20 protein-coding genes are annotated in these 23459 nt (G+C 59.6%); 8 read left to right on the top strand and 12 right to left on the bottom strand.

The genetic code is table 11. The annotated features are described in order from the left end of the window. Positions 1-90: 90 nt before the first annotated feature. The 8 genes from AC1DSG_RS00925 to AC1DSG_RS00890 form a co-directional block, all read right to left on the bottom strand. Complete coding sequence (locus tag AC1DSG_RS00925; RefSeq protein WP_477789164.1) at positions 91-1686, bottom strand: AAA family ATPase; 1596 nt, start codon at positions 1684-1686, stop codon at positions 91-93. Positions 1687-1696: 10 nt separating this feature from the next. Further along, entirely contained in the window at positions 1697-2797 is a 1101-nt protein-coding gene (gene aroB / locus AC1DSG_RS00920) for a 3-dehydroquinate synthase (protein WP_477789163.1), read from the bottom strand. Between the two features lie 151 nt (positions 2798-2948). Then, positions 2949-3467, bottom strand: coding sequence for a shikimate kinase AroK (aroK, locus tag AC1DSG_RS00915; protein ID WP_223519958.1), 519 nt, complete (start codon positions 3465-3467; stop codon positions 2949-2951). Positions 3468-3471: 4 nt separating this feature from the next. After that, positions 3472-5538, bottom strand: coding sequence for a type IV pilus secretin PilQ (locus AC1DSG_RS00910; protein ID WP_477789162.1), 2067 nt, complete (start codon positions 5536-5538; stop codon positions 3472-3474). A 13-nt stretch (positions 5539-5551) separates the two neighbouring features. Further along, on the bottom strand, positions 5552-6079 hold the full coding sequence (locus tag AC1DSG_RS00905) for a pilus assembly protein PilP (protein ID WP_477789161.1): 528 nt from the start codon (positions 6077-6079) through the stop codon (positions 5552-5554). Further along, the gene (locus tag AC1DSG_RS00900) at positions 6076-6699 is read right to left on the bottom strand and encodes a type IV pilus inner membrane component PilO (protein ID WP_477789160.1); all 624 of its coding nucleotides are present in this window, start codon (positions 6697-6699) and stop codon (positions 6076-6078) included. The genes AC1DSG_RS00905 and AC1DSG_RS00900 overlap by 4 nt, the downstream gene beginning before the upstream one ends. Beyond that, positions 6696-7262, bottom strand: coding sequence for a PilN domain-containing protein (locus AC1DSG_RS00895; RefSeq protein WP_477789159.1), 567 nt, complete (start codon positions 7260-7262; stop codon positions 6696-6698). The genes AC1DSG_RS00900 and AC1DSG_RS00895 overlap by 4 nt, the downstream gene beginning before the upstream one ends. Then, entirely contained in the window at positions 7262-8326 is a 1065-nt protein-coding gene (locus AC1DSG_RS00890) for a pilus assembly protein PilM (protein WP_477789158.1), read from the bottom strand. The genes AC1DSG_RS00895 and AC1DSG_RS00890 overlap by 1 nt, the downstream gene beginning before the upstream one ends. Before the next feature lie 219 nt (positions 8327-8545). Here AC1DSG_RS00890 and AC1DSG_RS00885 point away from each other — a divergent pair, with 219 nt between their 5' ends. After that, entirely contained in the window at positions 8546-10987 is a 2442-nt protein-coding gene (locus tag AC1DSG_RS00885; RefSeq protein WP_477789203.1) for a penicillin-binding protein 1A, read from the top strand. 144 nt (positions 10988-11131) lie between these two features. Here AC1DSG_RS00885 and AC1DSG_RS00880 read toward each other — a convergent pair whose 3' ends face one another. From AC1DSG_RS00880 to rpmE, 3 genes are all read right to left on the bottom strand, one after another. Continuing rightward, positions 11132-12400: a malic enzyme-like NAD(P)-binding protein gene (locus tag AC1DSG_RS00880; RefSeq protein WP_477789157.1), complete on the bottom strand. Its 1269-nt coding sequence runs from the start codon at positions 12398-12400 to the stop codon at positions 11132-11134. Between the two features lie 169 nt (positions 12401-12569). Continuing rightward, positions 12570-13382 (bottom strand): thermonuclease family protein, encoded by an 813-nt coding sequence (locus AC1DSG_RS00875; RefSeq protein WP_477789156.1) that lies wholly within the window; start codon positions 13380-13382, stop codon positions 12570-12572. Positions 13383-13396: 14 nt separating this feature from the next. Next, the gene (gene rpmE / locus AC1DSG_RS00870; RefSeq protein WP_007899231.1) at positions 13397-13627 is read right to left on the bottom strand and encodes a 50S ribosomal protein L31; all 231 of its coding nucleotides are present in this window, start codon (positions 13625-13627) and stop codon (positions 13397-13399) included. A gap of 285 nt (positions 13628-13912) precedes the next feature. Between rpmE and AC1DSG_RS00865 the strand changes: the two genes are divergently transcribed. Beyond that, positions 13913-16132, top strand: coding sequence for a primosomal protein N' (locus AC1DSG_RS00865; RefSeq protein WP_477789155.1), 2220 nt, complete (start codon positions 13913-13915; stop codon positions 16130-16132). Positions 16133-16233: 101 nt separating this feature from the next. On the opposite strand, the gene AC1DSG_RS00860 is transcribed toward AC1DSG_RS00865, so the two are convergent. Next, positions 16234-16356 (bottom strand): hypothetical protein, encoded by a 123-nt coding sequence (locus AC1DSG_RS00860; protein WP_263597834.1) that lies wholly within the window; start codon positions 16354-16356, stop codon positions 16234-16236. On the opposite strand from AC1DSG_RS00860, the gene argS reads away from it, so the two are divergent. From argS to phaC, 6 genes are all read left to right on the top strand, one after another. Further along, a complete protein-coding gene (gene argS, locus AC1DSG_RS00855) occupies positions 16355-18091 on the top strand; it encodes an arginine--tRNA ligase (protein ID WP_477789154.1) in 1737 nt (578 codons plus the stop codon). The two genes, AC1DSG_RS00860 and argS, sit on opposite strands and share 2 nt — an antisense overlap. Before the next feature lies 1 nt (position 18092). Then, positions 18093-18803: an SPOR domain-containing protein gene (locus AC1DSG_RS00850; RefSeq protein WP_007948953.1), complete on the top strand. Its 711-nt coding sequence runs from the start codon at positions 18093-18095 to the stop codon at positions 18801-18803. 245 nt (positions 18804-19048) lie between these two features. Continuing rightward, entirely contained in the window at positions 19049-19579 is a 531-nt protein-coding gene (gene hslV, locus AC1DSG_RS00845) for an ATP-dependent protease subunit HslV (RefSeq protein ID WP_046031180.1), read from the top strand. A 55-nt stretch (positions 19580-19634) separates the two neighbouring features. Beyond that, complete coding sequence (gene hslU, locus AC1DSG_RS00840; RefSeq protein WP_477789153.1) at positions 19635-20975, top strand: ATP-dependent protease ATPase subunit HslU; 1341 nt, start codon at positions 19635-19637, stop codon at positions 20973-20975. A 76-nt stretch (positions 20976-21051) separates the two neighbouring features. Next, on the top strand, positions 21052-21423 hold the full coding sequence (locus AC1DSG_RS00835; RefSeq protein WP_477789152.1) for a gamma-butyrobetaine hydroxylase family protein: 372 nt from the start codon (positions 21052-21054) through the stop codon (positions 21421-21423). Between the two features lie 258 nt (positions 21424-21681). Further along, on the top strand, positions 21682-23361 hold the full coding sequence (gene phaC, locus AC1DSG_RS00830) for a class II poly(R)-hydroxyalkanoic acid synthase (RefSeq protein WP_477789151.1): 1680 nt from the start codon (positions 21682-21684) through the stop codon (positions 23359-23361). Positions 23362-23459 lie beyond the last annotated feature (98 nt).

Raw genomic sequence — 23459 nt, 5'->3', positions numbered from 1 at the left:
ACCACAAGGCACGCGGCCTGTACAGGCGGCATGCACTTGTAGAAATTTTGAGGTGCCGGGAGAGGCGGCCTGGGTAAGGCCGCCGAATCTTCAGCGAGTTGTTGCCAGTTCCTGTTGGACGCTGGCGACAGTGCGTGGCCAAGGTTTACCAGCCTGAACCTTCGCTGGCAAGGCCTTGATAGCGGTAACGGCTGCATCGCGGTTGGCGAAGTTACCGTAGGTGATGACGTAAAGCGGCTTGCCGTTGAGCACTTTCTTGAAATAACGGTACTCGCCACCCTGCTCTTTCACGAAGTTTTGCGCAGACGCTTCCGAGCTGGTACCGAGAATCTGCACCACGTAATTGCTCGTAGGTTGCCCGGCGTACCAGGTGCCGCCAGTGGCTTTGGCTGATGGGGCTGGCTTCTCGGCAGGCTTGGCGGCAGCAGCGACGACGGCAACCTTGGCTGGCGCTGGAACCGGCTTCGCGGCAGGTGCAGTCGGGGCTGGCTTGGCGGTGGCGACCTGAGTCGGCGCAGGAACAGGCTTGGTGGCCGGTGTCGGCGCTGGCCCCGGCTGAATGCCCGCTGGCGGCGCGACGGTGGTCACAGTAGGCGGTGTGGCGCTGGAACCCGCGACCGGCACGCCATCGTCGCCTTCGGTGATGCCACCGGCGGCTTCAGCCAACGGACCGCGCATGACCGGTTGCGAGTTGCCGACCAGCGGCAATGGCATCGGCTGCGAGTTACCGGCGAATTCGACGGAAGGCGCACCGCCGTCAGGCTGTGGCGAACCCTGACCGAGCGGCAGCTTTGCCTGTTCGTTGGCAGGTGCACCCGTCGTCGGCGCCTTGCTGCGACCTGGTATCAACCAAGCGGCGGCTACCGCGACCACGACTACGGCGGAAATCGCCAATACGTGTTTCTTCGGCATGTTGAACCCCATTTTTGGACGCTTCACCGCTGAGCGGCTGGCAATCATGGCTTCGATCATTGCATCGCGGGCAACCTGGTTGATGTTGCCAGGCCAACCGTCGGAGCTTTCGTGAATATCAGAGATCTGATCCGCGGTGAAAAGTTCGATACCCCGGCCGGCGCCTTCGAGCCGCTGGTCCAGATATTCGCGGGTTTCTTCTTCGGTGTAAGGCTGCAGTTCGATGACATGAAAACGCTCTTCCTCAAGGCTTAGCGCCTCAAGCTGAGCAATCAGCAACGTCTCGCCAAACAGGAACACATGCGGGCGACCTTCCGGTGCGCCTGCGGCCAGGGCCATCAGGGCTTCGAGCGCGGATTCGTCGAGTTGTTCGGCGTCATCCACCAGCAAGTAGACTTCCTGGCCGGTCAACGCCAATTGCACCACTTGCGCCAGGATGGCGCCGGTCTCGGCCTGTTCGACGTTCAGCGATTGAGCGACCTGACGCAAGATGCCAGCCGAATCGCCAGCACCGCGAGCGGACACGACTACGCTCTGCACCGACTGCTTGTTGGTGCTGGCCACCAGGGCCTGACGCAACAGGGTCTTGCCACTGCCTTGCGGGCCTGTGACCACCAGCAGCAACTGGCTATAGCGAGCCAGGTGATGCAATTGCCCCAGCACCGGTTTGCGCTGGGCCGGGAAAAATTTGAAGCCAGGCACCCGTGGAGCAAAAGGGTCATGACTCAACTGGTAATGGCCGAGGAACGCCTCGTCGGCATGCAAACTAGTCATCGGGATCTTATTAACCTTTAAGCTGAGCCAGGGCGCGGTAATCCGCTCCCAGCGTGGCCTGTAAAACCTCTTTCGGATAATCGTCGGTCACCACCGCTTCGCCCATGTGGCGCAGCAGCACCAGGCGCAAACGACCGTCGATCACTTTCTTGTCAATTGCCATGTGTTCAAGGAAATCGGCTTCGGTCATCTCTTCAGGCGGGATCACCGGCAATCCTGCGCGTTGGAACAGGCGGATACCGCGATCACGCTCTTGTTCACTGATCCAGCCCAGACGGGCCGACATTTCCAACGCCATCACGGTGCCAGCAGCAACGGCCTCACCATGAAGCCAGACACCATAGCCCATATGGGTTTCAATGGCATGGCCGAACGTGTGACCGAGGTTCAATGTGGCACGAACACCAGTCTCTTTTTCGTCGGCACCGACTACCGCAGCCTTGGCGGCGCAAGAGCGCTCGATGGCGTAGGTCAGGGCGACCTGGTCCAAGGCGCGCAGGCGATCAACGTTTTCTTCGAGCCAGGTCAGGAACGGCTCGTCGCAGATCAGCCCGTACTTGATGACTTCCGCAAGCCCGGCGGACAGTTCGCGGGCCGGCAGGGTATTGAGGGTCGCGGTATCGATGAGCACCACGTTCGGCTGATAGAACGCGCCGACCATGTTCTTGCCCAGCGGATGGTTGATACCGGTCTTGCCGCCCACCGAGGAGTCGACTTGCGACAGCAACGTGGTCGGCACTTGAATGAAATCAACGCCGCGCTGGTAGCAGGCGGCAGCAAACCCGGCCATGTCACCAATCACACCGCCGCCAAGAGCGATCACGGTGGTGCGGCGGTCGTGCCGTGCGGTCAGCAGGCCGTCGAAAATCAGTTGCAGGGTTTCCCAGGTCTTGAAGGCTTCGCCATCAGGCAGCACCACGGAAATCACCGAGAACTGTGCCAGGCTGCGGTTCAGACGCTCGAGGTAGAGCGGTGCAACGGTCTCGTTGGAGATGATTGCTACTTGCCGTCCGCGAATATGCGGGGCCAGCAGCTCAGGCTGATCCAACAAACCTTCGCCAATGTGAATCGGGTAGCTGCGCTCGCCTAGATCGACCTTGAGTGTCTGCATGTGTCCCCACAATGAAGATGAAATCAGGCGTCCTGCCTTGAGTTATCGAATGTCCACGGTGCCTGCTGGTGTAATGCCGTTCAGTAGCCATCCGCCGCAACCTTGAGCAGTCATGACAGGACGCCGAGGATAGCGCATTTCGCGCCGCGCATTAACGTGGCGGTAGCTGTTGCAAGCGTTCGAGAATGTCGAGCACTACCATCCGCGGCGGCCGCTCATCGGTTTCAACCACCAGGTCGGCGATTTCCCGATAAAGCGGATCGCGGATCGCCAGCAGATCCCGCAGGGTCTTGGCCGGATCGGCGGTACGCAACAGGGGACGATTGCGGTCACGGGCAGTACGACCCACTTGCTGCTCGACGGAAGCATGCAAGTAGACCACCCGACCACCGGCATGCAACGCCCGACGATTGGCTTCACGCATCACCGCGCCACCACCAGTCGCCAGCACCACGCCATCGCAGCCGCACAACTCGGCAATCATCGCCTCCTCGCGGTCACGAAAGCCCGGTTCGCCTTCTTTATCGAAAATCCACGGGATATTGGCGCCCGTGCGCAATTCAATTTCCTTATCGGAATCTTTGAACGGCAGGCGCAGCTCTTTGGCCAGCAACCGGCCGATGGTGCTTTTACCAGCGCCCATCGGTCCAACAAGAATCAAATTTCGCACAGAATCAATGACTCACAGCAATCGCCTGATTGTTCATGATACGCGGAGTGAGAAACACCAGCAGCTCGGATTTTTTCTCCGAAACCACGTCACGCCGGAAAAGGCGGCCAAGATACGGCACATCGCCGAGAAATGGCACCTTATCTACAACCTTGCTTTGAGTATTTGAGAAAACTCCGCCAATGACGATGGTCTCGCCGTCATTGACCAGTACTTTGGCATTGACCTCGTTTTTCTTGATCGGCGGTACATCCTGCACCATGTTCAGGTAATCCGGCTCGTCCTTGGTGACTTTTACCTCCATGATAATCCGGTTGTCCGGGGTGATCTGCGGGGTCACTTCCAGCGACAGAGCAGCCTCCTTGAAGGACACCGAGGTCGCGCCACTGGAGCTGGCTTCCTGGTAGGGAATCTCCGTGCCCTTGAGGATTTTCGCGGTTTCCTTGTCGGACGTGACCACCTTGGGCTGCGAGACGATTTCACCGTTGCCGGTTTTTTCCATTGCCGTCAGCTCCAGGTCCAGCAACACATTGTCGGTGATAAAGGCGATGCCGATGCCCGACGTACTACCAGCCGCCCCCAGGTCGACAAACGGCGAGTTGGTGTCGCCACTGCCCGGTGTACCAATGGTCGACGAACCATTGCTGACCCCGGACGTATTCCAGTTGCCCTTGTTCTGCACCGAACCACCCCAGCGCACACCGAGGCTTTTGTCGTAGTCGACGTTGGCTTCGACGATTCGCGCTTCGATCATCACCTGACGCACCGGAATGTCCAGTTGCATGACAATGCGGCGAAGTTCATCGAGGTTGTCCTGGGTCTGGTAGGCAATGATGTTGTTGGTCCGTTCATCCACCGTGATCGACCCACGCTCGTCGGCTTTCGCCTCGGCACTGGTCACCGACTGAAACAGCTTGGCGATGTCGGCGGCCTTGGCGTAGTTGACCTGCAAGAGCTCTCGACGCAATGGTGCCAATTCGGCGATCTGCTTCTGTGACTCCAGCTCCTGACGTTCCCGGGCAGCGATTTCATCGGCCGGCGCCACCAGCAGAACGTTGCCGATCTTGCGCTTGTCCAGCCCTTTGGTTTTCAGTACCAGATCCAGCGCCTGATCCCACGGCACGTTCTGCAACCGCAAGGTGATGCCGCCCTGCACGGTGTCGCTGGCCACCAGATTGAGGTTGGTGAAATCGGCGATCAGTTGCAGCACCGAACGTACATCGATGTCCTGAAAGTTCAGCGAGAGTTTTTCGCCGGTGTAGGCGAAGCGCTCTGCATTGCGCTTTTGCAGATCGTCGGGGGTCATCGGCCGGATGCTGACGGTCAGCTTGTTGTCGGTCTGATAGGTCGAATAATCGAAGGTGCCTCCGGGCTCGATACTGATTGTGGCCCGGTCGCCCGTGGCGCTGGCATTGACGAATTGCACCGGGGTGGCGAAATCCTTGACGTCCAGTCGCACGCGCAACTTTTCGGGTAATTGGGTTCTGGCAAAACCGAGAATGATCTTGCCTTCGTGCTCCTGGATGTCCGGGGCAATGGAAGGATCCGACAAATCAATGACCACATTGCCTTCGCCCTGGGTACCGCGCTGGAAGTCGACGCCGCGAATGGACTTTGTCATTTTTGCCGGCGCCGGGGTTGTCATCTCGACGCGGGGCGCGCTCACCACCGGTTGCAATGCCTTGCCATTGCCCCCCTGCCCGATCACCACCAACAAATTGTTGCCTTCGACCTTCGCGCTATACGGAGTCAACTCCATCAGGTTAATGATGAGCCGCGTGCGATCCTTGGCTTCCACCACCGTTGCGCTGCGGGCATTGCCGCCGCCCAGGTCGCGATGTTTGCTCGCCAACAGACTGACCACACCGGGCAGGTCCAGCGCAATTCGCGCCGGCTGTTCGGTCGTGTAACCGCGGGGCGCAGGGGGCGGCCCATCGAAAGACAACTTCAACTCGATGCGATCACCCGGCAGCGCGGCAACATCCAGCGCTTTGAGGTTGGTCGCCAGCACCATCGGAGACATCATCGCTATCCATAGCGAAATACCGAGGGTTGAGAAAGTCCTGTTCATTATTCGAGTTCCACTATGAGTGCTCTTTCAAAGGAAGGGTCCGTGGTCGCTCCAGCCAGGCACCCTCGCCATCTGGGACGATTTCGACAACATCGACTTGTGAGCCGCTGATGGCGACGATCCGTCCATCGTTACGCCCCAGGTGATCGCCGACTTTCAGCCGATGCACCCCGCCCGCTCCGCGTAACAGAGCAAAGGAGCCGGAGGCATTGGAGATCGTGCCGACCATTTCAAACTGCTCGATGTTGAACCCTTCAAGGTATTGCTTGACCCGATTGAAATCCGGGGTGACGTTGCGCGAACCGCGTTTCTGCCCGGACAGATCCACTCGGACCTGTCGGGAAAACGGGCTTCTCAGGTTGGCGGCGCTGTAGGTGAACGTTGGGTAAGACCGAAATGAGGGCGTTGGTTCAATTTTGCCCGGGGCACGCAGGCGCATTTCGTTCATGTAGGCATCCAGGTCGCCGACATCGTTGCCACTGCCGCATGCGGTCAGGCTGGCGGACAACAACACCATCGATAAACAGCGGACCGGGCTCATTCCTGCACCCCGGTGTCGTTGTAGCGATAGGTCTTGGCGAGGATGCTCATGCGCAACTTCGGACCACCTTCAGGATTGGCCGGCGCAAGGTCGAAATCATGCAGCGTCACGATCCGGGGCAGCCCGGCCACGCCACTGACGAAGGTCGCCAGGTCGTGGTAGGCGCCGGTTACCGTGATCTGGATCGGCAGTTCGATGTAGAACGGCTGGGTGACTTCCGGCAGCAGCTTGATCTCTTCGAACTCCAGCCCGCTGCCGAGGCCCGTGCGGGTAATGTCCTCCAGCAGACCCGGGACCTCGGTGTCGCCGGGCAATTGCCGCAGTAGCAGCCCAAAGGAGACCTCCATCTCCTTCATTTGCCGGGTGTACAGCTGCAGATTCGCGGCCATGCGGGCTTTGGTCGCGAACTGCTCCTTGAGAGTCGACTCTTCCTCGCGCCTGAGATGGAGCTGGCCTTCCAGGTCACTGAGGTAAAAGGCATACCCAAGCGCCAACACCAGCATCATCAGCAGAACACCCGTCATCGCCCTGAACACCGGCGGCCAGGAACCCATGTTGCTGGTGTCCAGATCGTTGATATCGACATTGCGCAGCCCTTCCAGCCATCGGGACGGGCTCATTGATCGTCCTCCACGGCAGCGGGCTGCGTCAGACGAACGATCAGTTGAAAGACGTTGGCCTGATCCAGCTGACCGGCGGTCGTCGCTTTGACCTCTGTAAGACTTGGGGCATCGAACCAATCGGACGCATCCAGATTGCGCATCAAATCCGACACACGATTGTTGGACTCCGCAGCGCCATTGATGGACAGGGTTTTGCCGACCATTTTCACTTCAGTGAAATACACACCGTCCGGCAACGCACGCGCCAATTGATCGAAGATCCGGCCACTGATCGGCCGGTTGCCTTGCAAGTCCTGGATGATGCGCATGCGTTCGACCAACTGCTGCCGACGGGCCTTCAGATCACTGATCTGTGCGATCCGCTCGTCGACCACTGCAATCTGTTGAGCGATGTAATCGTTACGGGCAACTTGCTGATCGATGGCACCGCTCAGGAGTTGATCCGCGACCAGCACCGCCCCCACGGAGCACACCACCACGCCAATCAATGCCACCAGAAAGCGCTTGCGGCGTTCTTCTCGCCGCTCCTCGCGCCAGGGTAAAAGATTGATCCGCGCCATCAGTCGAAACTCCTGAGGGCGAGCCCGCACGCAATCATCAACGCCGGCGCATCGCTGGCCAGGGCATCGGCGTTGACTTTGCTGCTCAAGGCCATGTTGGAGAACGGGTTGGCCACCAGAGTCGGCGTGCCCAGGCGCTGCTCGATCAACCGATCAAGCCCCGACACCGACGCTGTGCCACCGGCCAACAGAATGTGATCGACCTTGTTGTACTGGCCAGAGGCAAAGAAGAACTGCAACGAGCGTGAAACCTGTTGCACCAGCGCCTCGCGAAATGGTTGCAAGACTTCGCTGGCGTAGTCGTCCGGCAAACCGCCCTGCTTCTTCGCCAGCCCCGCCTGTTCGACCGTCAGGCCATAACGGCGCTGAATGTCCTCGGTCAGTTGCCGACCACCGAACAATTGCTCGCGGGTGTAGATGATCTTTGCGTTGTGCAGCACGCTGAGGGTGGTCATGGTCGCGCCGATGTCCACCACCGCGACCGTCAGTCGCTCGGCAGAGGCGGYCAATTGCGAAGATAGCAACCCGAAGGAACGCTCCAGTGCATAGGCCTCGACATCGACCACGCGCGCGGTCAGGCCGGCCAGGGCCAGGGCCGCTTCACGAACTTCGACGTTTTCCTTGCGACAGGCGGCCAGCAGTACCGTCACCCGCTCGGGGTTACGCGCGGACACACCCTGGACTTCGAAGTCGATGGCGACTTCATCCAACGGATAGGGGATGTACTGATCGGCCTCGATCTTTAGCTGGTTTTCCAACTCGTCGTCGGAAAGACCGCCGTCCATCTCGATGGTCTTGGTGATCACCGCCGAGCCGGCCACTGCCACCGCTACGTTCTTCAGGCTGGTTCTGGCCTTGAGCAGCACACGAGCGAGCGCATGCCCGACGCCTTCGAGTTCGGCGATGTTTTTTTCGACCACTACATTAGCGGGCAACGGCTCTACAGCGTACGCCTCGACCCGATAGCGGCCACCCTGGCGGCTCAGTTCCAGAAGCTTTACCGACGTCGAGCTGATGTCGATCCCCAACAGCATGTTGGCTTTTTTATTGAAGAGTCCTAGCACTACCAATTCCCTATGACTTTCCGTGTCTTACGGACTCTGTAATATCCGTTGCGTTCATTACCTCCCGTCTTGACAGAAGCGCCAATGACGCTCCCTGCGGAAAAATGCTTATAATGCCCAGCGTTTTTTTCCGGTTTTTACTTCAAGCGCGGGCTGTTCCCTGTTTATCTGAACCCTGATGCCTCATTCATTCTTTGCCCTGGATGTCCAAAAGCCTTGATTCGTCTGCTGAAATTTTTCGGTTGGTCCATCGTCGCCGTTTTCTGCGGACTGCTCCTGGGTCTAAGCGGCGCCTTTCTCTACCTTAGTCCCGGATTACCCTCCGTGGAGGCGCTGAGAAGCATCCAGTTGCAGATTCCTTTGCGGGTCTACAGCAGCGATGACAAGTTGATCGCAGAGTTTGGCGAAATGCGCCGCACTCCGATCCGTTTCGCCGACATTCCCCCCAACTTCATTAATGCGTTACTAAGTGCTGAAGACGACAATTTCGCCAATCACTACGGCGTCGATCCCAGCAGCCTGATGCGGGCCGCCACTCAATTGGTCAAAAGCGGACACATCCAGTCCGGTGGCAGCACCATCACTATGCAGGTGGCGAAGAACTTCTTCCTGACCAGCGAACGCAGCTTCTCGCGCAAAACCACCGAAATTCTCCTGGCCTTGCAGATCGAACGGCAGCTGACCAAGGACGAAATCCTTGAGCTGTACGTCAACAAGATCTACCTGGGCAACCGCGCCTACGGCATCGAGGCAGCGGCGCAGGTCTATTACGGCAAATCGATTCGGGATGTCAGCCTCGCCCAGATGGCGATGATCGCCGGCCTGCCCAAGGCCCCTTCGCGATTCAATCCGCTGGCCAACCCGGCTCGCAGCAAAGAGCGTCGCGACTGGATTCTGGGGCGCATGTACAAGCTGGGGAAAATCACCGAAGCCGAGTACACCACGGCGATCAACGAGCCGCTGAACGCCAGCTATCACGTCCCGACGCCAGAAGTGAATGCGCCGTACATCGCCGAAATGGCCCGGGMTGAAATGGTCGGCCGCTACGGCAGCGACGCCTACACCGAAGGTTTTCGCGTAACCACGACCGTGCCGAGCAATCTGCAGGAAATGGCCAACACCGCCGTTCACGATGGCTTGATCACGTATGACCAACGCCATGGCTATCGCGGCCCCGAGTCACGCCTGCCGGGCAAGACCCGTGAGGCCTGGGCAACCGAGCTGACCAAGCAACGCACCATCAACGGCCTTGAACCCGCCATTGTCACTCAGGTCGACAAGAACGGCCTGCAAGTGATGACCCGCGCCGGTGAAGGACACGTCAGCTGGGACAGCATGAAATGGGCGCGCCCGTTCCTGAACACCAACAGCATGGGGCCCAATCCGAAGCAGCCGTCGGATGTGGCTCAGGTCGGTGACTTGATTCGCGTGCAGCGTCAGCCGGACAACATGCTGAAATTCAGCCAGATCCCACAGGCGCAAGGCGCGCTGGTTTCACTGGATCCGCAGAACGGCGCCATTCGTGCGCTGGTCGGTGGTTTCGCCTTCGAACAGAGCAATTACAACCGCGCCATGCAGGCCAAGCGTCAGCCAGGCTCGAGCTTCAAGCCGTTCGTCTACAGCGCAGCACTGGATAACGGCTACACCGCCTCCAGCCTGGTGAACGACGCGCCGATCGTGTTTGTCGACGAATACCTGGACAAGGTCTGGCGCCCGAAGAACGACACCAACACCTTCCTCGGCCCGATTCGCCTGCGTGAGGCGTTGTACAAGTCGCGTAACCTGGTGTCGATCCGCTTGCTGCAAGCGATGGGCGTCGGCAAGACCATCGACTACATCACCCGCTTCGGCTTCAACAAGCAGGACCTGCCGCCCAACCTGTCGCTGGCGCTAGGCACCGCGACCCTGACACCGATGGAGATCGCCACCGGCTGGAGCACCTTCGCCAACGGCGGCTACAAGATCACCCCGTATATCATCGACAAGATCGAAAGCCGCAACGGCGACACGCTGTTCGTCGCCAACCCGCCGAGCGTTCCTCAGGGCGACGTAGCGACCAGCGGCATTGCTGCACCGGCCGCGCAGCCATTTACGGTCAATGCTACCCCGGCCGAGACACCCGCCATGCCGGGCATTGCACCGCCAACGCCTGCCGTTGCCGAGCGCATCATCGATGGTCGCACGACCTACATTCTCAACAGCATGCTGGAGGATGTGATCAAGCTCGGTACCGGCCGTCGCGCTCTGGCCCTTGGACGTGGTGATATCGCGGGCAAGACCGGTACGACCAACGAATCCAAGGATGCGTGGTTCTCCGGCTATAACGCCGATTACGTGACCACCGTCTGGACCGGTTTCGACCAGCCTGAAAGCCTGGGTCGCAAGGAGTTCGGCGGTACCGTCGCGCTGCCGATCTGGATGAACTACATGGCTGCCGCCCTTAAAGACAAGCCGCCGCATACGCAGCCAGAGCCTGAAGGCATTCTGAGCCTGCGGGTCGACCCGATCAGCGGTCGCGCCGCCAGCCCAGGCACGCCAGGCGCGTACTTCGAACTGTTCAAAGCCGAAGACACACCACCATCGATGAATGAGTTGGGTAACGGCAGCGTACCGGGCAGTCCGCTGCCAGCGGATGAAGCGGCGCCGATCGATTTGTTCTAGAGAAGCAGCTACAAGCCTCAAGTTGCAAGCCACAAGCAGAAGCGAGAGCCATGCGCATCGCTTTTAACTTGCAGCTTGTAGCTTGCCGCTCTAAGCCCATAAAAAAACCCAGCACCAGGCTGGGTTTTTTATGGGCGGCTGTTTTTATCCGTTGAACACGTCATCCACGCTTTTCAGCGGGTAGTTCTTCGGATACGGCAGGGTCGCCACGCCGGTCTCGATAGCAGCCTTGGCCACGGCATCGGAGATCAAGGTGATCAGACGGGCATCCATTGGTTTCGGAATGATGTACTCACGGCCGAATTCCAGTTTGATGCCGCCGTAGGCGTCGCACACTTCCTGAGGCACTGGCAGTTTGGCCAGTTCGCGCAGGGCGTTGGCCGCAGCCACTTTCATTTCTTCGTTGATGCGCTTGGCGCGAACGTCCAGGGCACCACGGAAGATGAACGGGAAGCCCAGTACGTTGTTGACCTGGTTCGGGTAGTCCGAACGGCCGGTCGCCATGATCACGTCGTCACGGGTGGCGTGAGCCAGTTCCGGGGAGATTTCCGGATCCGGGTTGGAGCACGCGAACACGATCGGGTTGGCCGCCATGGACTTCAGGCCTTCAGCGCTCAGCAGGTTCGGGCCGGAGAGGCCAACGAACACGTCAGCACCCGCCAGCGCGTCAGCCAGGGTGCGCTTGTCGGTCGCGTGAGCGAAGACTGCCTTGTACTGGTTCAGGTCGTCACGGCCGGAGTGGATCACGCCGGTACGGTCAACCATGAAGATGTTTTCGATGTTGGCACCCATGCTCACCAGCAATTTCATGCAGGAGATGGCGGCCGCACCGGCGCCCAGGCAAACGATCTTGGCGTCAGCGAGGGTTTTGCCAGCGATTTCCAGGGCGTTGATCATGCCGGCCGCGGTAACGATTGCGGTGCCGTGCTGGTCATCGTGGAATACCGGAATGTCGCACTGCTCGATCAGAGCGCGTTCGATCTCAAAGCACTCTGGCGCCTTGATGTCTTCCAGGTTGATGCCGCCGAAGGTGATGGAGATGCGCTTGACGGTGTCGATGAAGGCTTGCGGGCTTTCGGAGTCGACTTCGATGTCAAAAACGTCGATGCCGGCGAAGCGCTTGAACAGCACGCCTTTACCTTCCATCACAGGCTTGGAGGCCAATGGGCCGAGGTTACCCAGGCCGAGAATGGCGGTGCCATCGGAAATGACTGCCACCAGGTTGCCCTTGCCGGTGTATTTGTAGGCCAGTTCAGGATCGCGGGCGATTTCGCGTACYGGYTCGGCTACGCCGGGGCTGTAAGCCAGCGACAAGTCGCGAGCGGTAGCGGTGGCCTTGGTGAGCTCGACACTCAGCTTYCCTGGACGAGGATKGGCRTGRTATTCGAGAGCGGCAGTTTTCAGATCAGACATTTTGGCATTCCGCTTTTACTGTTGGACAGACTGGTCAGCGAGGATACGCGCCTCGCAAAATCCCCACAAGACTGACCAGTCACCCCTGTCAAGCGCCCGGCCTTACGACTTTGGGCCAAGAGCCACGGAACACAAGGGGTTCACTGTTCACAATCGACAACAAAAATGTCTACAATTTTTCTTGCTGCGCCGCCTGCAACATGGACGGATCGGTAAGCGGCAGAAGCCAACGGGCCTGCCCGGGTTTTAATCCGCCGTGACGCGAGCGGTCCTGCACCCAGCCACGCGCCTCAATCTGCTTGCCCTTGAGCTTTTCCAGCGCAGAGACATCGAATTGCCCGAGCACATTGGGTGCAACACGCAATACAACCGAGTCTTGCAACTCGATCCAAATCCCACCGCGATTGCGCTGAACATTGCTCACACGACCGCTGAGCACAGCGAAACCAGAAACGCTGATCTGCTCCGTTTTCAGTACAGGGGATTGGCGCCACACGCCAAGGTCGGCCTCCCGGGCGCTGCGTTCGGCGGCTTGCTGGCAGCTGACTAAATCGACATTGGGTGCGATCGCCACTTGAAAACCCAGGCCTTCGGCAAGCATCTGCGCTTCGAAGTTGGCACCGTCGGCGCCATAGACATGGGCCAGCGTGCGGCCGTAGCGATCCTTGTTTTCTTTACCCGGCAGCAAACCGACGCGCCCATCGCTGGCCGCCACCAGCGCTTCAAGACGGTTGCGYGCGACCACGGCAAACGGCTCGCCGGAACGGCCCTGCCTGGCCAATTCCGGCGTATTCAAGCCAATCATGCGCACACTGCGGCCATCGCTCAGGCGCAAGGTGTCGCCATCCACCACCCGCTGCACCGTAACCGATGTCAGCCCGCTCGGCGTCGGGCAGAAAGCCTGGGCGCCGGCCAGCCAAATCGCGGACACAAAAAAGGCGCCCGCAAGGGACGCCTTTTTCAACAGCAAGGAAAAGCCCATCGGGCCCTTCAACCTTACTCTGCAGCAGCTGGAGCTTTCTTGCCGAAAGCGCCGAAACGGTCTGCGAAGCGCTGTACACGACCGCCAGTATCCAGAGTCTTCTGCTTACCGGTGTAGAACGGGTGGCACTCGTTGCATACGTCGATCGCCAGAGGCTTGGCCAGGTTCGAACGAGTTTCGAACTTGTTGCCACAGCTGCAGGTAACTGCGGTGATTTCGTATGTTGGATGGATATCGGCTTTCATGATGATTCCTCAGGCTAGCGTGCCGCCACTCAACACTATTGTTGAATACCGCACGTAATTAGGCCGCGGATTCTACCAGACATCGCCAATCGCGCAAGCTGTCGCTTCTACCGACCGTCTGCTAGGCTCCCGACCCTGAACGCCGTCCCTGTGGGAGCGAGCCTGCTCGCGAATRCGGTGTGTCAGACGACGAAAATGTTGACTGAYACACCGYATTCGCGAGCAGGCTCGCTCCCACAGGTCGTAGACCTGCTGGTTATTTTCCGCTGATTGAGACCCCCCCGCGTGCCCGACGCCATTTTGCGCCTCGCCCTGCCTTCGCCGCTGCGCCGCCTGTTCGATTACCGTGCCCCGGCCGGAATCTTGCGCGCCCAGTTGCAACCGGGCATGCGCCTGCGAGTGCCGTTCGGACGGCGGGAAATGATCGGGATTCTGGTGGAGATCACCAATACTAGTGAAGTGCCGGCGGAAAAGCTCAAACCCGCGCTGGCCCTGCTCGACGCCACGCCGCCGCTGCCACCGGCGCTGTTCAAGCTGTGCCTGTGGACCTCCCAGTATTACCAACACAGCCTCGGCGATACCTTGAGTTGGGCGCTACCGGTGTTGCTGCGTCAGGGCGAACTGGCCGAAGCGCGCCAGGAACGCTTCTGGTCTGCCGCGCCGGGCGCCAGCCTGGATGATCCGCGCATTGCCCGGGCGCCACGTCAGCGCGAAGCCTTGGCGACGCTGGCCCAGCACCCCCACGGCGTTGCTCATCAATTGCTGAGCAAACTGATGCTGAGCAAAGACAGCCTGGATTTGTTGCTGGCCAAAGATCTGGTCCAGGTAGAAATCCGCAAACATGCGCCCGGAGCGCGTCACGAGCACTGGCTGGCGCAACCGGAATTGCCGCTCAATCCGGAGCAGCGCGCGGCTTATGAAGCAATTCGCGCCGGGTTCGACAGCTATCACGCGTTTTTGCTGGCCGGCGTCACCGGCAGCGGCAAGACCGAAGTCTATTTACAGCTGATCCGCGAAACCCTTGAGGCTGGCAAACAAGCGCTGGTACTGATCCCGGAGATCAACCTCGGCCCGCAAACCCTGGCGCGCTTCGAACAACGCTTCAATGCGCGCATCGCCTTGATTCACTCGGCGGTCAATGATCGCGAACGCCTCGAAGCCTGGCTCGCGGCCCGGGACGGTGACGCCGACATTATTATCGGCACCCGCTCAGCGTTGTTCACGCCAATGAAGAACCCCGGTCTGATCATCATTGATGAAGAACACGACGGCTCCTATAAACAGCAGGAAGGTTTGCGCTATCACGCCCGCGACCTGGCATTGGTCCGTGCCCGACAGGAAAACATCCCCATCGTCCTCGGCTCCGCCACGCCGTCACTGGAAAGCCTGCACAACGCCTACACCGGCCGTTACGGTCTCCTGCGGCTGAACGAACGGGCCGGCGGCGCCAAGCAACCGCGCTTCCTGCGCCTTGATGTAAAAAGTCGGCCGCTGGACAGCGGCATTTCCGGGCCGATGCAACAAGCCATCGGCCAGACACTGGCCGCCGGCCAGCAAGTATTGGTCTTCCTCAACCGCCGCGGCTTTGCGCCGACACTGCTGTGTCACGACTGCGGCTGGATGTCTGAATGCCAGCGCTGCGATGCGCGGATGACCGTGCACCAGCGCTCCGGCGAGCTGCGCTGCCACCATTGCGGCTACGTCGAACGCGTGCCCCGGCGATGCCCAAAATGCAGCAAAGTCGATTTACGGCCCGTGGGCGCCGGTACCGAGCGCGCCGAGGAACGGCTGGCGATTTTATTCCCGGACTTTCCGGTGCTGCGGGTCGACCGTGACAGCACGTCGCGCAAGGACGCAATGAATCAGTTGTTCGCCACCATTCAAAAAGGCCAGCCGTGCATTTTGGTGGGCACACAAATGCTCGCCAAAGGGCATCACTTCCCACGGGTGACACTGGTGTCGATTCTCGACGCCGACGGCGGGCTGTTCTCCGGCGACTTCCGTGCCAGCGAACGCATGGCGCAGTTGATTGTTCAGGTGGCCGGTCGTGCGGGGCGGGCGGAAGAGCCGGGCAAAGTGATCATCCAGACGCACCTGGCGGACCATCCGCTGCTGGTGCAACTGACCGAACAAGGGTATTTCGCCTTTGCCGAGCAGGCGCTGAGCGAACGCCGCTCCGCCGGATTGCCGCCGTTTGCCCATTTGGCGCTGCTGCGGGCCGAAGCGCACAAACCGGGGCAAGCGGAAGGGTTTCTTGATGAAGCGTGCAGCGAGGCTGAGCGTTTATTGGCCGAGCAAGGCCTGACYGGGATCGAGCTGCTGGGGCCGGTGCCCGCGCCGATGGAGCGCCGCGCCGGACGTTATCGTGCACAGTTGTTGTTGCAGGCCACGGCTCGGGCACCACTGCATCGGTTGTTGAGCAGTTGGTTGCTGGTGTTGGAGCAGATGCCAAGTGGACGAGCGGTGCGTTGGTCCCTGGATGTCGATCCTGTCGATTTGTATTGATGCAGAGACCGCCATCGCTAGCAGGCTAGCTCCCACAGGAGATCTGTGGCGTTCATCTGATCAGGGTGGGAGCAAGCCTGCTAGCGATAGCGGCTAAATGGTCACCACATATCCATAACCTGCCCGCTATAGTTGGCAAGCCCGTCTTCGCCACGGATAATGCCCAGTTTTTCCACCAGCGCATCGAAGCGCGTACCGCGCTTGCGGTCGAAAGAGACCACCATGAAAGACACCATTCGCCAGCTGATCCAACAAGCCATCACCCAACTCGTCAACGAAGGTGTGTTGCCTGAAGGCCTGTCGCCGGCGATCCAGGTGGAAAACTCCCGCGACAAGAAGAATGGCGACTTCGCCAGCAACATCGCTATGATGCTGGCCAAACCGGCCGGCATGAAGCCGCGTGACCTGGCTGAGAAAATCATCGCCGCGCTGCCGGCTGATGAAAACGTCAGCAAAACCGAAATCGCCGGCCCGGGCTTCCTGAACTTCTTCCAGAACACAGAAGCCCTGGCTACTCGCCTGGATGCCGCGCTGGCCGACGAAAAAATCGGCGTGCGCAAGGCCGGTCCGGTGCAGCGCACTGTGGTCGATTTGTCGGCACCGAACCTCGCCAAAGAAATGCACGTCGGCCATTTGCGCTCGACCATCATCGGTGACGGCGTGGCACGGGTTCTGGAATTCCTCGGCGACGAGGTGATCCGTCAGAACCACGTGGGCGACTGGGGCACCCAGTTCGGCATGCTGATGGCCTACCTGCAAGAAAACCCGATCACCAGCGATGAGTTGTCGGACCTTGAAAACTTCTACCGTGCGGCCAAGCAGCGCTTCGACGAATCCGAAGAGTTTGCTGATCGCGCCCGTGGCCTGGTGGTCAAGCTGCAAGCCGGCGACCCGGACTGCCTGGCGCTGTGGACCAAGTTCAAAGACATTTCCCTGTCTCACTGCCAGAAAATCTACGAGCTGCTGAACGTCAAACTGACCATGGCCGACGTGATGGGCGAAAGCGCCTACAACGACGACCTGATCAACGTGGTCAACGACCTCAAGGCCGCCGGCATGCTGGTCGAGAGCAATGGCGCCCAGTGCGTGTTCCTCGACGAGTTCAAGAACGCCGATGGCGACCCGCTGCCGGTGATCATCGTCAAGGCTGACGGCGGCTACCTGTACGCCACCACTGACCTGGCGGCCGTGCGTTATCGCAGCGGCAAACTCAAGGCGGATCGCGTGCTGTACTTCGTCGACCAGCGCCAGGCCCTGCACTTCCAGCAAGTGTTCGCCGTGGCGCGCAAGGCCGGTTTCGTGACGCACCCGATGGAAATGGAACACATGGGCTTCGGCACCATGAACGGTAAAGATGGCCGTCCATTCAAAACCCGCGATGGCGGCACCGTGAAGCTGATCGAGTTGCTGACCGAAGCCCAGGAGCGTGCGTACACCCTGGTGAAGGACAAGAACCCGGAGCTGGCCGATGACGAGTTGCGCAACATCGCCAAGGTCGTTGGCATTGGCGCTGTGAAATACGCCGACCTGTCCAAGCACCGCACCAGCGACTACAGCTTCAACTTCGACCTGATGCTGAACTTCGAAGGCAACACTGCACCGTACTTGCTGTACGCCTACACCCGCGTCGCCGGCGTGTTCCGCAAACTGGGCAAGGACTTCACCGAAGTCGAAGGCCAGATCGTGCTGGAAGCCGTCCACGAACAGGAACTGGCCGCCAAACTGGCACAGTTCGGCGAAATATTGAACAACGTGTCCGACAAAGGCACGCCGCACATTCTTTGCACCTACCTGTACGATGTGGCCGGCCTGTTCTCCAGTTTCTACGAGAACTGCCCGATCCTCAGCGCCGACACCCCGGCGCAAATGCAGAGCCGCCTGCGCCTCGCCGCGCTGACCGGCCGCACTCTCAAGCAAGGCCTGGAACTCTTGGGTCTGGAAACTCTGGAGCGTATGTAAGTTGGCTGCCAAGAAAAAACCTGCACCCAAGCGTGGCGCCAGCCGTTACCAAGCTCCTGCAAAACAGCCGATCCCGGGCTGGCTGTGGATGGCCATCGGCCTGACGGTTGGCGCGTTCATCGTCTTCCTGATGAAACTGGAACCCGGCAAGGGCAGCGACACGGTCAAGCGCGAGAAGGTGGAGCAGCAACAGAAAGCCACCAAGATCGCCGAGGCCAACAAGACCCCGCCGAGCCCGACGCAACCGGTGAAGCCGAAATACGACTTCTACACTCTGCTGCCGGAATCGGAAGTGATTGTGCCGCCGGATGCCGTGCCGGAGAAGACCCTGCCGACACCGCAAGTGCCGGCGATTCCGACCACGCCGGTGACGCCTGCGGAAGCGGCGAAGATTGATACCGCGCGGGCTCAGGCTGCACTGGCCGGGATTACGCCACCGCCAGCACCACCGGTGTCGAAAGCGGCGCCAGTGACCAAGTTCTTCCTGCAAGCCGGTTCGTTCCGCAAGCAAACTGACGCAGACAAGGTTCGGGCGCAGATCATTCTGCTGGGTCAGGCGGTGGCGGTTGAGTCCGGCACGGTGAAGGATGAAACCTGGTATCGGGTTTTGGTCGGGCCGTTCAGCAACCGCGAACAACTGACCACTGCTCAGAAACAACTGGCCGGTGCCGGGTTTAGCAACCTGTTGTTACAACAACGCCAAAGCCGCTGATTTCCGGCAGGAACTCTGCGTCATCTGATCGTTCCCACGCTCCGCGTGGGAATGCAGCCCGTGACGCTCCGCGTCACTGGACGCGGAGCGTCCCTAGAGGCATTCCCATGCAGAGCGTAGGAACGATCATCCCTCACAGATTCACACCGCTCGTCTCCCGCAGCGTCCTACAGTTGAAATACGCTCCACCACCCCCATATGAGTTGGCATAAGGCATTTTCGCCCCACAGCGTGGAGACTCTCCCTTGACCACCATCGTTTCAGTTCGCCGCCACGGCAAAGTCGTCATGGGCGGCGACGGCCAGGTTTCTCTCGGCAATACCGTGATGAAAGGCAACGCGAAGAAAGTTCGCCGCCTGTACCACGGCCAGGTTATCGCCGGTTTTGCCGGGGCCACCGCTGACGCCTTCACCCTCTTCGAACGTTTCGAAGGCCAGCTTGAGAAACATCAAGGTCACCTGGTTCGCGCTGCCGTCGAACTCGCCAAAGAATGGCGCACCGACCGCTCTCTCAGCCGCCTCGAGGCCATGCTCGCGGTCGCCAACAAAGATGCATCCCTGATCATCACCGGCAATGGCGACGTGGTCGAACCCGAGGAAGGCCTGATCGCCATGGGTTCCGGCGGCGGTTATGCCCAGGCCGCAGCCAGCGCGCTGCTGAAGAAAACCGATCTGTCGGCCCGGGAGATCGTCGAAACCGCCCTCGGCATCGCCGCCGACATCTGCGTATTCACCAATCACACCCAGACCATTGAGGAGCAGGACTGCGCCGAGTAAGCCCGTGTTGGCCATTGCGCCACGGCTCATTCTTGCTTGAGGTCCGCTAAATACTATGTCCATGACTCCCCGTGAAATCGTCCACGAACTCAATCGCCATATCATCGGCCAGGACGATGCCAAGCGCGCTGTCGCCATCGCGCTGCGTAACCGCTGGCGCCGGATGCAGCTGCCGGAAGAGCTGCGCGTTGAAGTAACGCCCAAGAACATCCTGATGATCGGCCCGACCGGTGTCGGTAAAACCGAGATCGCCCGTCGCCTGGCCAAGCTGGCCAACGCGCCGTTCATCAAAGTCGAAGCGACCAAGTTCACCGAAGTCGGCTATGTGGGCCGCGACGTTGAATCGATCATTCGTGACCTGGCTGACGCTGCAATCAAGCTGCTGCGCGAACAGGAAATGACCAAGGTGCGCCACCGCGCCGAAGATGCTGCCGAAGAGCGCATTCTCGATGCCCTGCTGCCACCGGCACGCATGGGTTTTGGCAACGAAGACGCTGCGCCGTCGGCTGATTCCAACACCCGCCAGCTGTTCCGCAAGCGCCTGCGCGAAGGTCAGCTGGACGACAAGGAGATTGAAATCGAAGTCGCGGAAATGTCCGGCGTCGACATCTCCGCGCCACCGGGCATGGAAGAAATGACCAACCAGTTGCAGAGCCTTTTCGCCAACATGGGCAAGGGCAAAAAGAAAAGCCGCAAGATCAAGGTCAAGGAAGCGCTGAAACTGGTACGTGACGAAGAAGCCGGTCGCCTGGTCAACGAAGAAGAGCTGAAGGCCAAGGCGCTGGAAGCGGTTGAGCAGCACGGTATCGTGTTCATCGACGAAATCGACAAGGTGGCCAAGCGTGGTAATTCCGGCGGCGTCGATGTGTCCCGTGAAGGCGTACAGCGTGACTTGCTGCCGCTGATCGAAGGCTGCACCGTCAACACCAAGCTGGGCATGGTCAAGACCGACCATATCCTGTTCATTGCTTCTGGCGCGTTCCACTTGAGCAAGCCGAGTGACCTGGTGCCTGAGCTGCAAGGCCGTCTGCCGATTCGTGTCGAGCTCAAGGCGCTGACGCCGGAAGATTTCGAGCGCATTCTCAGCGAGCCCCATGCATCGCTCACCGAGCAATACTGCGCCCTGCTGAAAACCGAAGGCCTGGGCATCGAGTTCCAGCCGAGCGGGATCAAGCGCATTGCCGAGATCGCCTGGCAGGTCAACGAGAAGACCGAGAACATCGGTGCCCGTCGCCTGCACACCTTGCTTGAGCGTTTGCTTGAAGAGGTGTCATTCAGCGCCGGTGATCTGGCCAGCGCCCATGACGGCAAGGTGATCATGATCGACGCCGACTACGTCAACAGCCACCTGGGCGAATTGGCGCAGAACGAAGACCTGTCCCGCTACATTCTGTAGAGCTGCAAGCCGCAAGCCGCGAGCGGCAAGCTGAGTTAAGCTTGCCGCTTGTAGCTTGCAGCTGAAGGCTTTTCTTATGATTCCCACCGACATCAAACTGCACAAAGCCTCGAAAACCCTGTCGCTGAAATACGCGTCCGGCGAGGAATATCACCTGCCCGCCGAGTTTCTGCGCGTGCATTCTCCCTCCGCCGAGGTCCAGGGCCACGGCAAACCCATCCTGCAATTTGGCAAGATCAACGTCGGCCTGACCAAGGTAGAACCGGCCGGTCAGTACGCACTGAAATTGACCTTCGACGACGGCCACGACAGCGGCCTGTTCACCTGGGAATACCTGTACGAGCTGGCGCGACGTTATGACGCACTCTGGGAAGACTATCTTGCCGAGCTCAAAGCCGCCGGAAAAACCCGCGACCCGAACGAATCCATCGTCAAGCTGATGCTCTAAATCGGCCTTCTTGGTCTTTAGAAGGCATTTTCTAATTTCATCTGTTTGAATGCTCGGCTCAAAGGCCAATGAATGGCCTGCTTGCGAAAAAAATTAAACTCGGGTAACCAATGGAACTGGCAAGTTCCCTGCAATGCTCTCTGAACTAAAAAGCAGCGATGCAGAATTATCGGTCTCCCAAGTTGTAGTACCTGGCATTGGCTTTTTGACTACTCAGTCAGCCCCAGGTACTCGTCTCAGGGCAATGGAGCGTCGTAGATGAGTAATAAGAATAACGATGACTTGAAATCACAAGCCTCGGAAAACACCTTGGGGCTGAATCCAGTCGTTGGGCTGCGCGGTAAGGATCTTTTGGCTTCTGCTCGCATGGTGCTCAGACAGGCCATCAAACAACCGATTCACAGTGCCAAGCATGTCGCCCATTTCGGTCTTGAACTGAAGAATGTGGTGTTCGGCAAATCGGCACTTCAACCGACACCTGAAGACCGTCGCTTCAACGATCCGGCCTGGACTCAGAACCCGCTCTATCGACGTTATTTGCAAACCTACCTGGCGTGGCGAAAGGAACTCCACGAGTGGATCGGCGACAGTAATCTGTCGCCCAAAGATGTCGCTCGCGGACACTTCGTGATCAACCTCATGACCGAAGCCATGGCCCCGACCAACTCGGCGGCCAACCCGGCGGCGGTCAAACGCTTCTTCGAAACAGGCGGAAAAAGCCTGCTCGACGGCCTCTCGCATCTGGCCAAAGACATGGTGCACAACGGCGGCATGCCGAGCCAGGTCAACATGGGCGCATTCGAAGTCGGCAAGAGCCTGGCTGTGACCGAAGGCGCCGTGGTGTTCCGCAACGACGTACTGGAACTGATCCAGTACAAGCCAACCACCGAGCAAGTGTTCGAGCGCCCGCTGCTGGTAGTGCCGCCACAGATCAACAAGTTCTACGTTTTCGACCTGAGCCCGGAAAAGAGCCTGGCGCGCCACTGCCTGCGCAGTAATCTGCAGACCTTTATTGTCAGCTGGCGCAACCCGACCAAGGAGCAGCGCGAGTGGGGCCTGACGTCCTACATCGAAGCGCTCAAGGAAGCGGTCGATGTGGTCAGCGCCATCACGGGCAGCAAAGACATCAACATGCTCGGCGCCTGTTCCGGTGGCATCACCTGCACCGCGCTGCTGGGCCATTACGCGGCAATCGGCGAGAAAAAGGTCAACTCCCTGACGCTGCTGGTCAGCGTGCTGGATACCACCCTGGACAGCGACGTCGCCCTGTTCGTCGACGAGCAAACCCTGGAATCCGCCAAGCGCCAGTCGTATCAGGCCGGCGTGCTGGAAGGCCGCGACATGGCGAAAGTCTTCGCCTGGATGCGCCCCAACGACTTGATCTGGAACTACTGGGTCAACAACTACCTGTTGGGGAATGAACCACCGGTGTTCGACATCCTGTTCTGGAACAACGACACCACACGGTTGCCGGCCGCGTTCCACGGCGACCTGATCGAGATGTTCAAAAGTAACCCACTGATCCGCCCCAATGCACTGGAAGTGTGCGGTACGCCGATTGACCTGAAACAGGTCACCGCCGACATCTATTGCCTGGCGGGCACCACCGACCACATCACCCCATGGAAGTCCTGCTACAAGTCCGCGCAACTGTTTGGTGGCAAGGTCGAATTCGTGTTGTCGAGCAGCGGGCATATCCAGAGCATTCTGAACCCGCCGGGCAACCCGAAATCACGCTATATGACCAGCAACGAGATGCCGATCAAGGCCGAAGAGTGGCAGGAAAACTCCACCAAGCACACCGATTCCTGGTGGCTGCACTGGCAGGCATGGCAAGCCGAGCGCGGCGGCAAGTTGAAAAAAGCGTCCGCCAGCCTGGGCAACAAAACCTACACCGCAGGTGAAGCAGCGCCGGGCACTTATGTCCATGAGCGGTAACTGACACACCCCACCCAAGGTGGGAGCGAGCCTGCTCGCGATCCATGAGCGGTAACTGACACACCCCACCCAAGGTGGGAGCGAGCCTGCTCGCGATG

The sequence above is a fragment of the Pseudomonas sp. P5_A12 genome, assembly GCF_056400685.1.
Note: the sequence above shows the minus strand (reverse complement) of the source record. Positions and strands in the feature narration are given on the sequence as shown.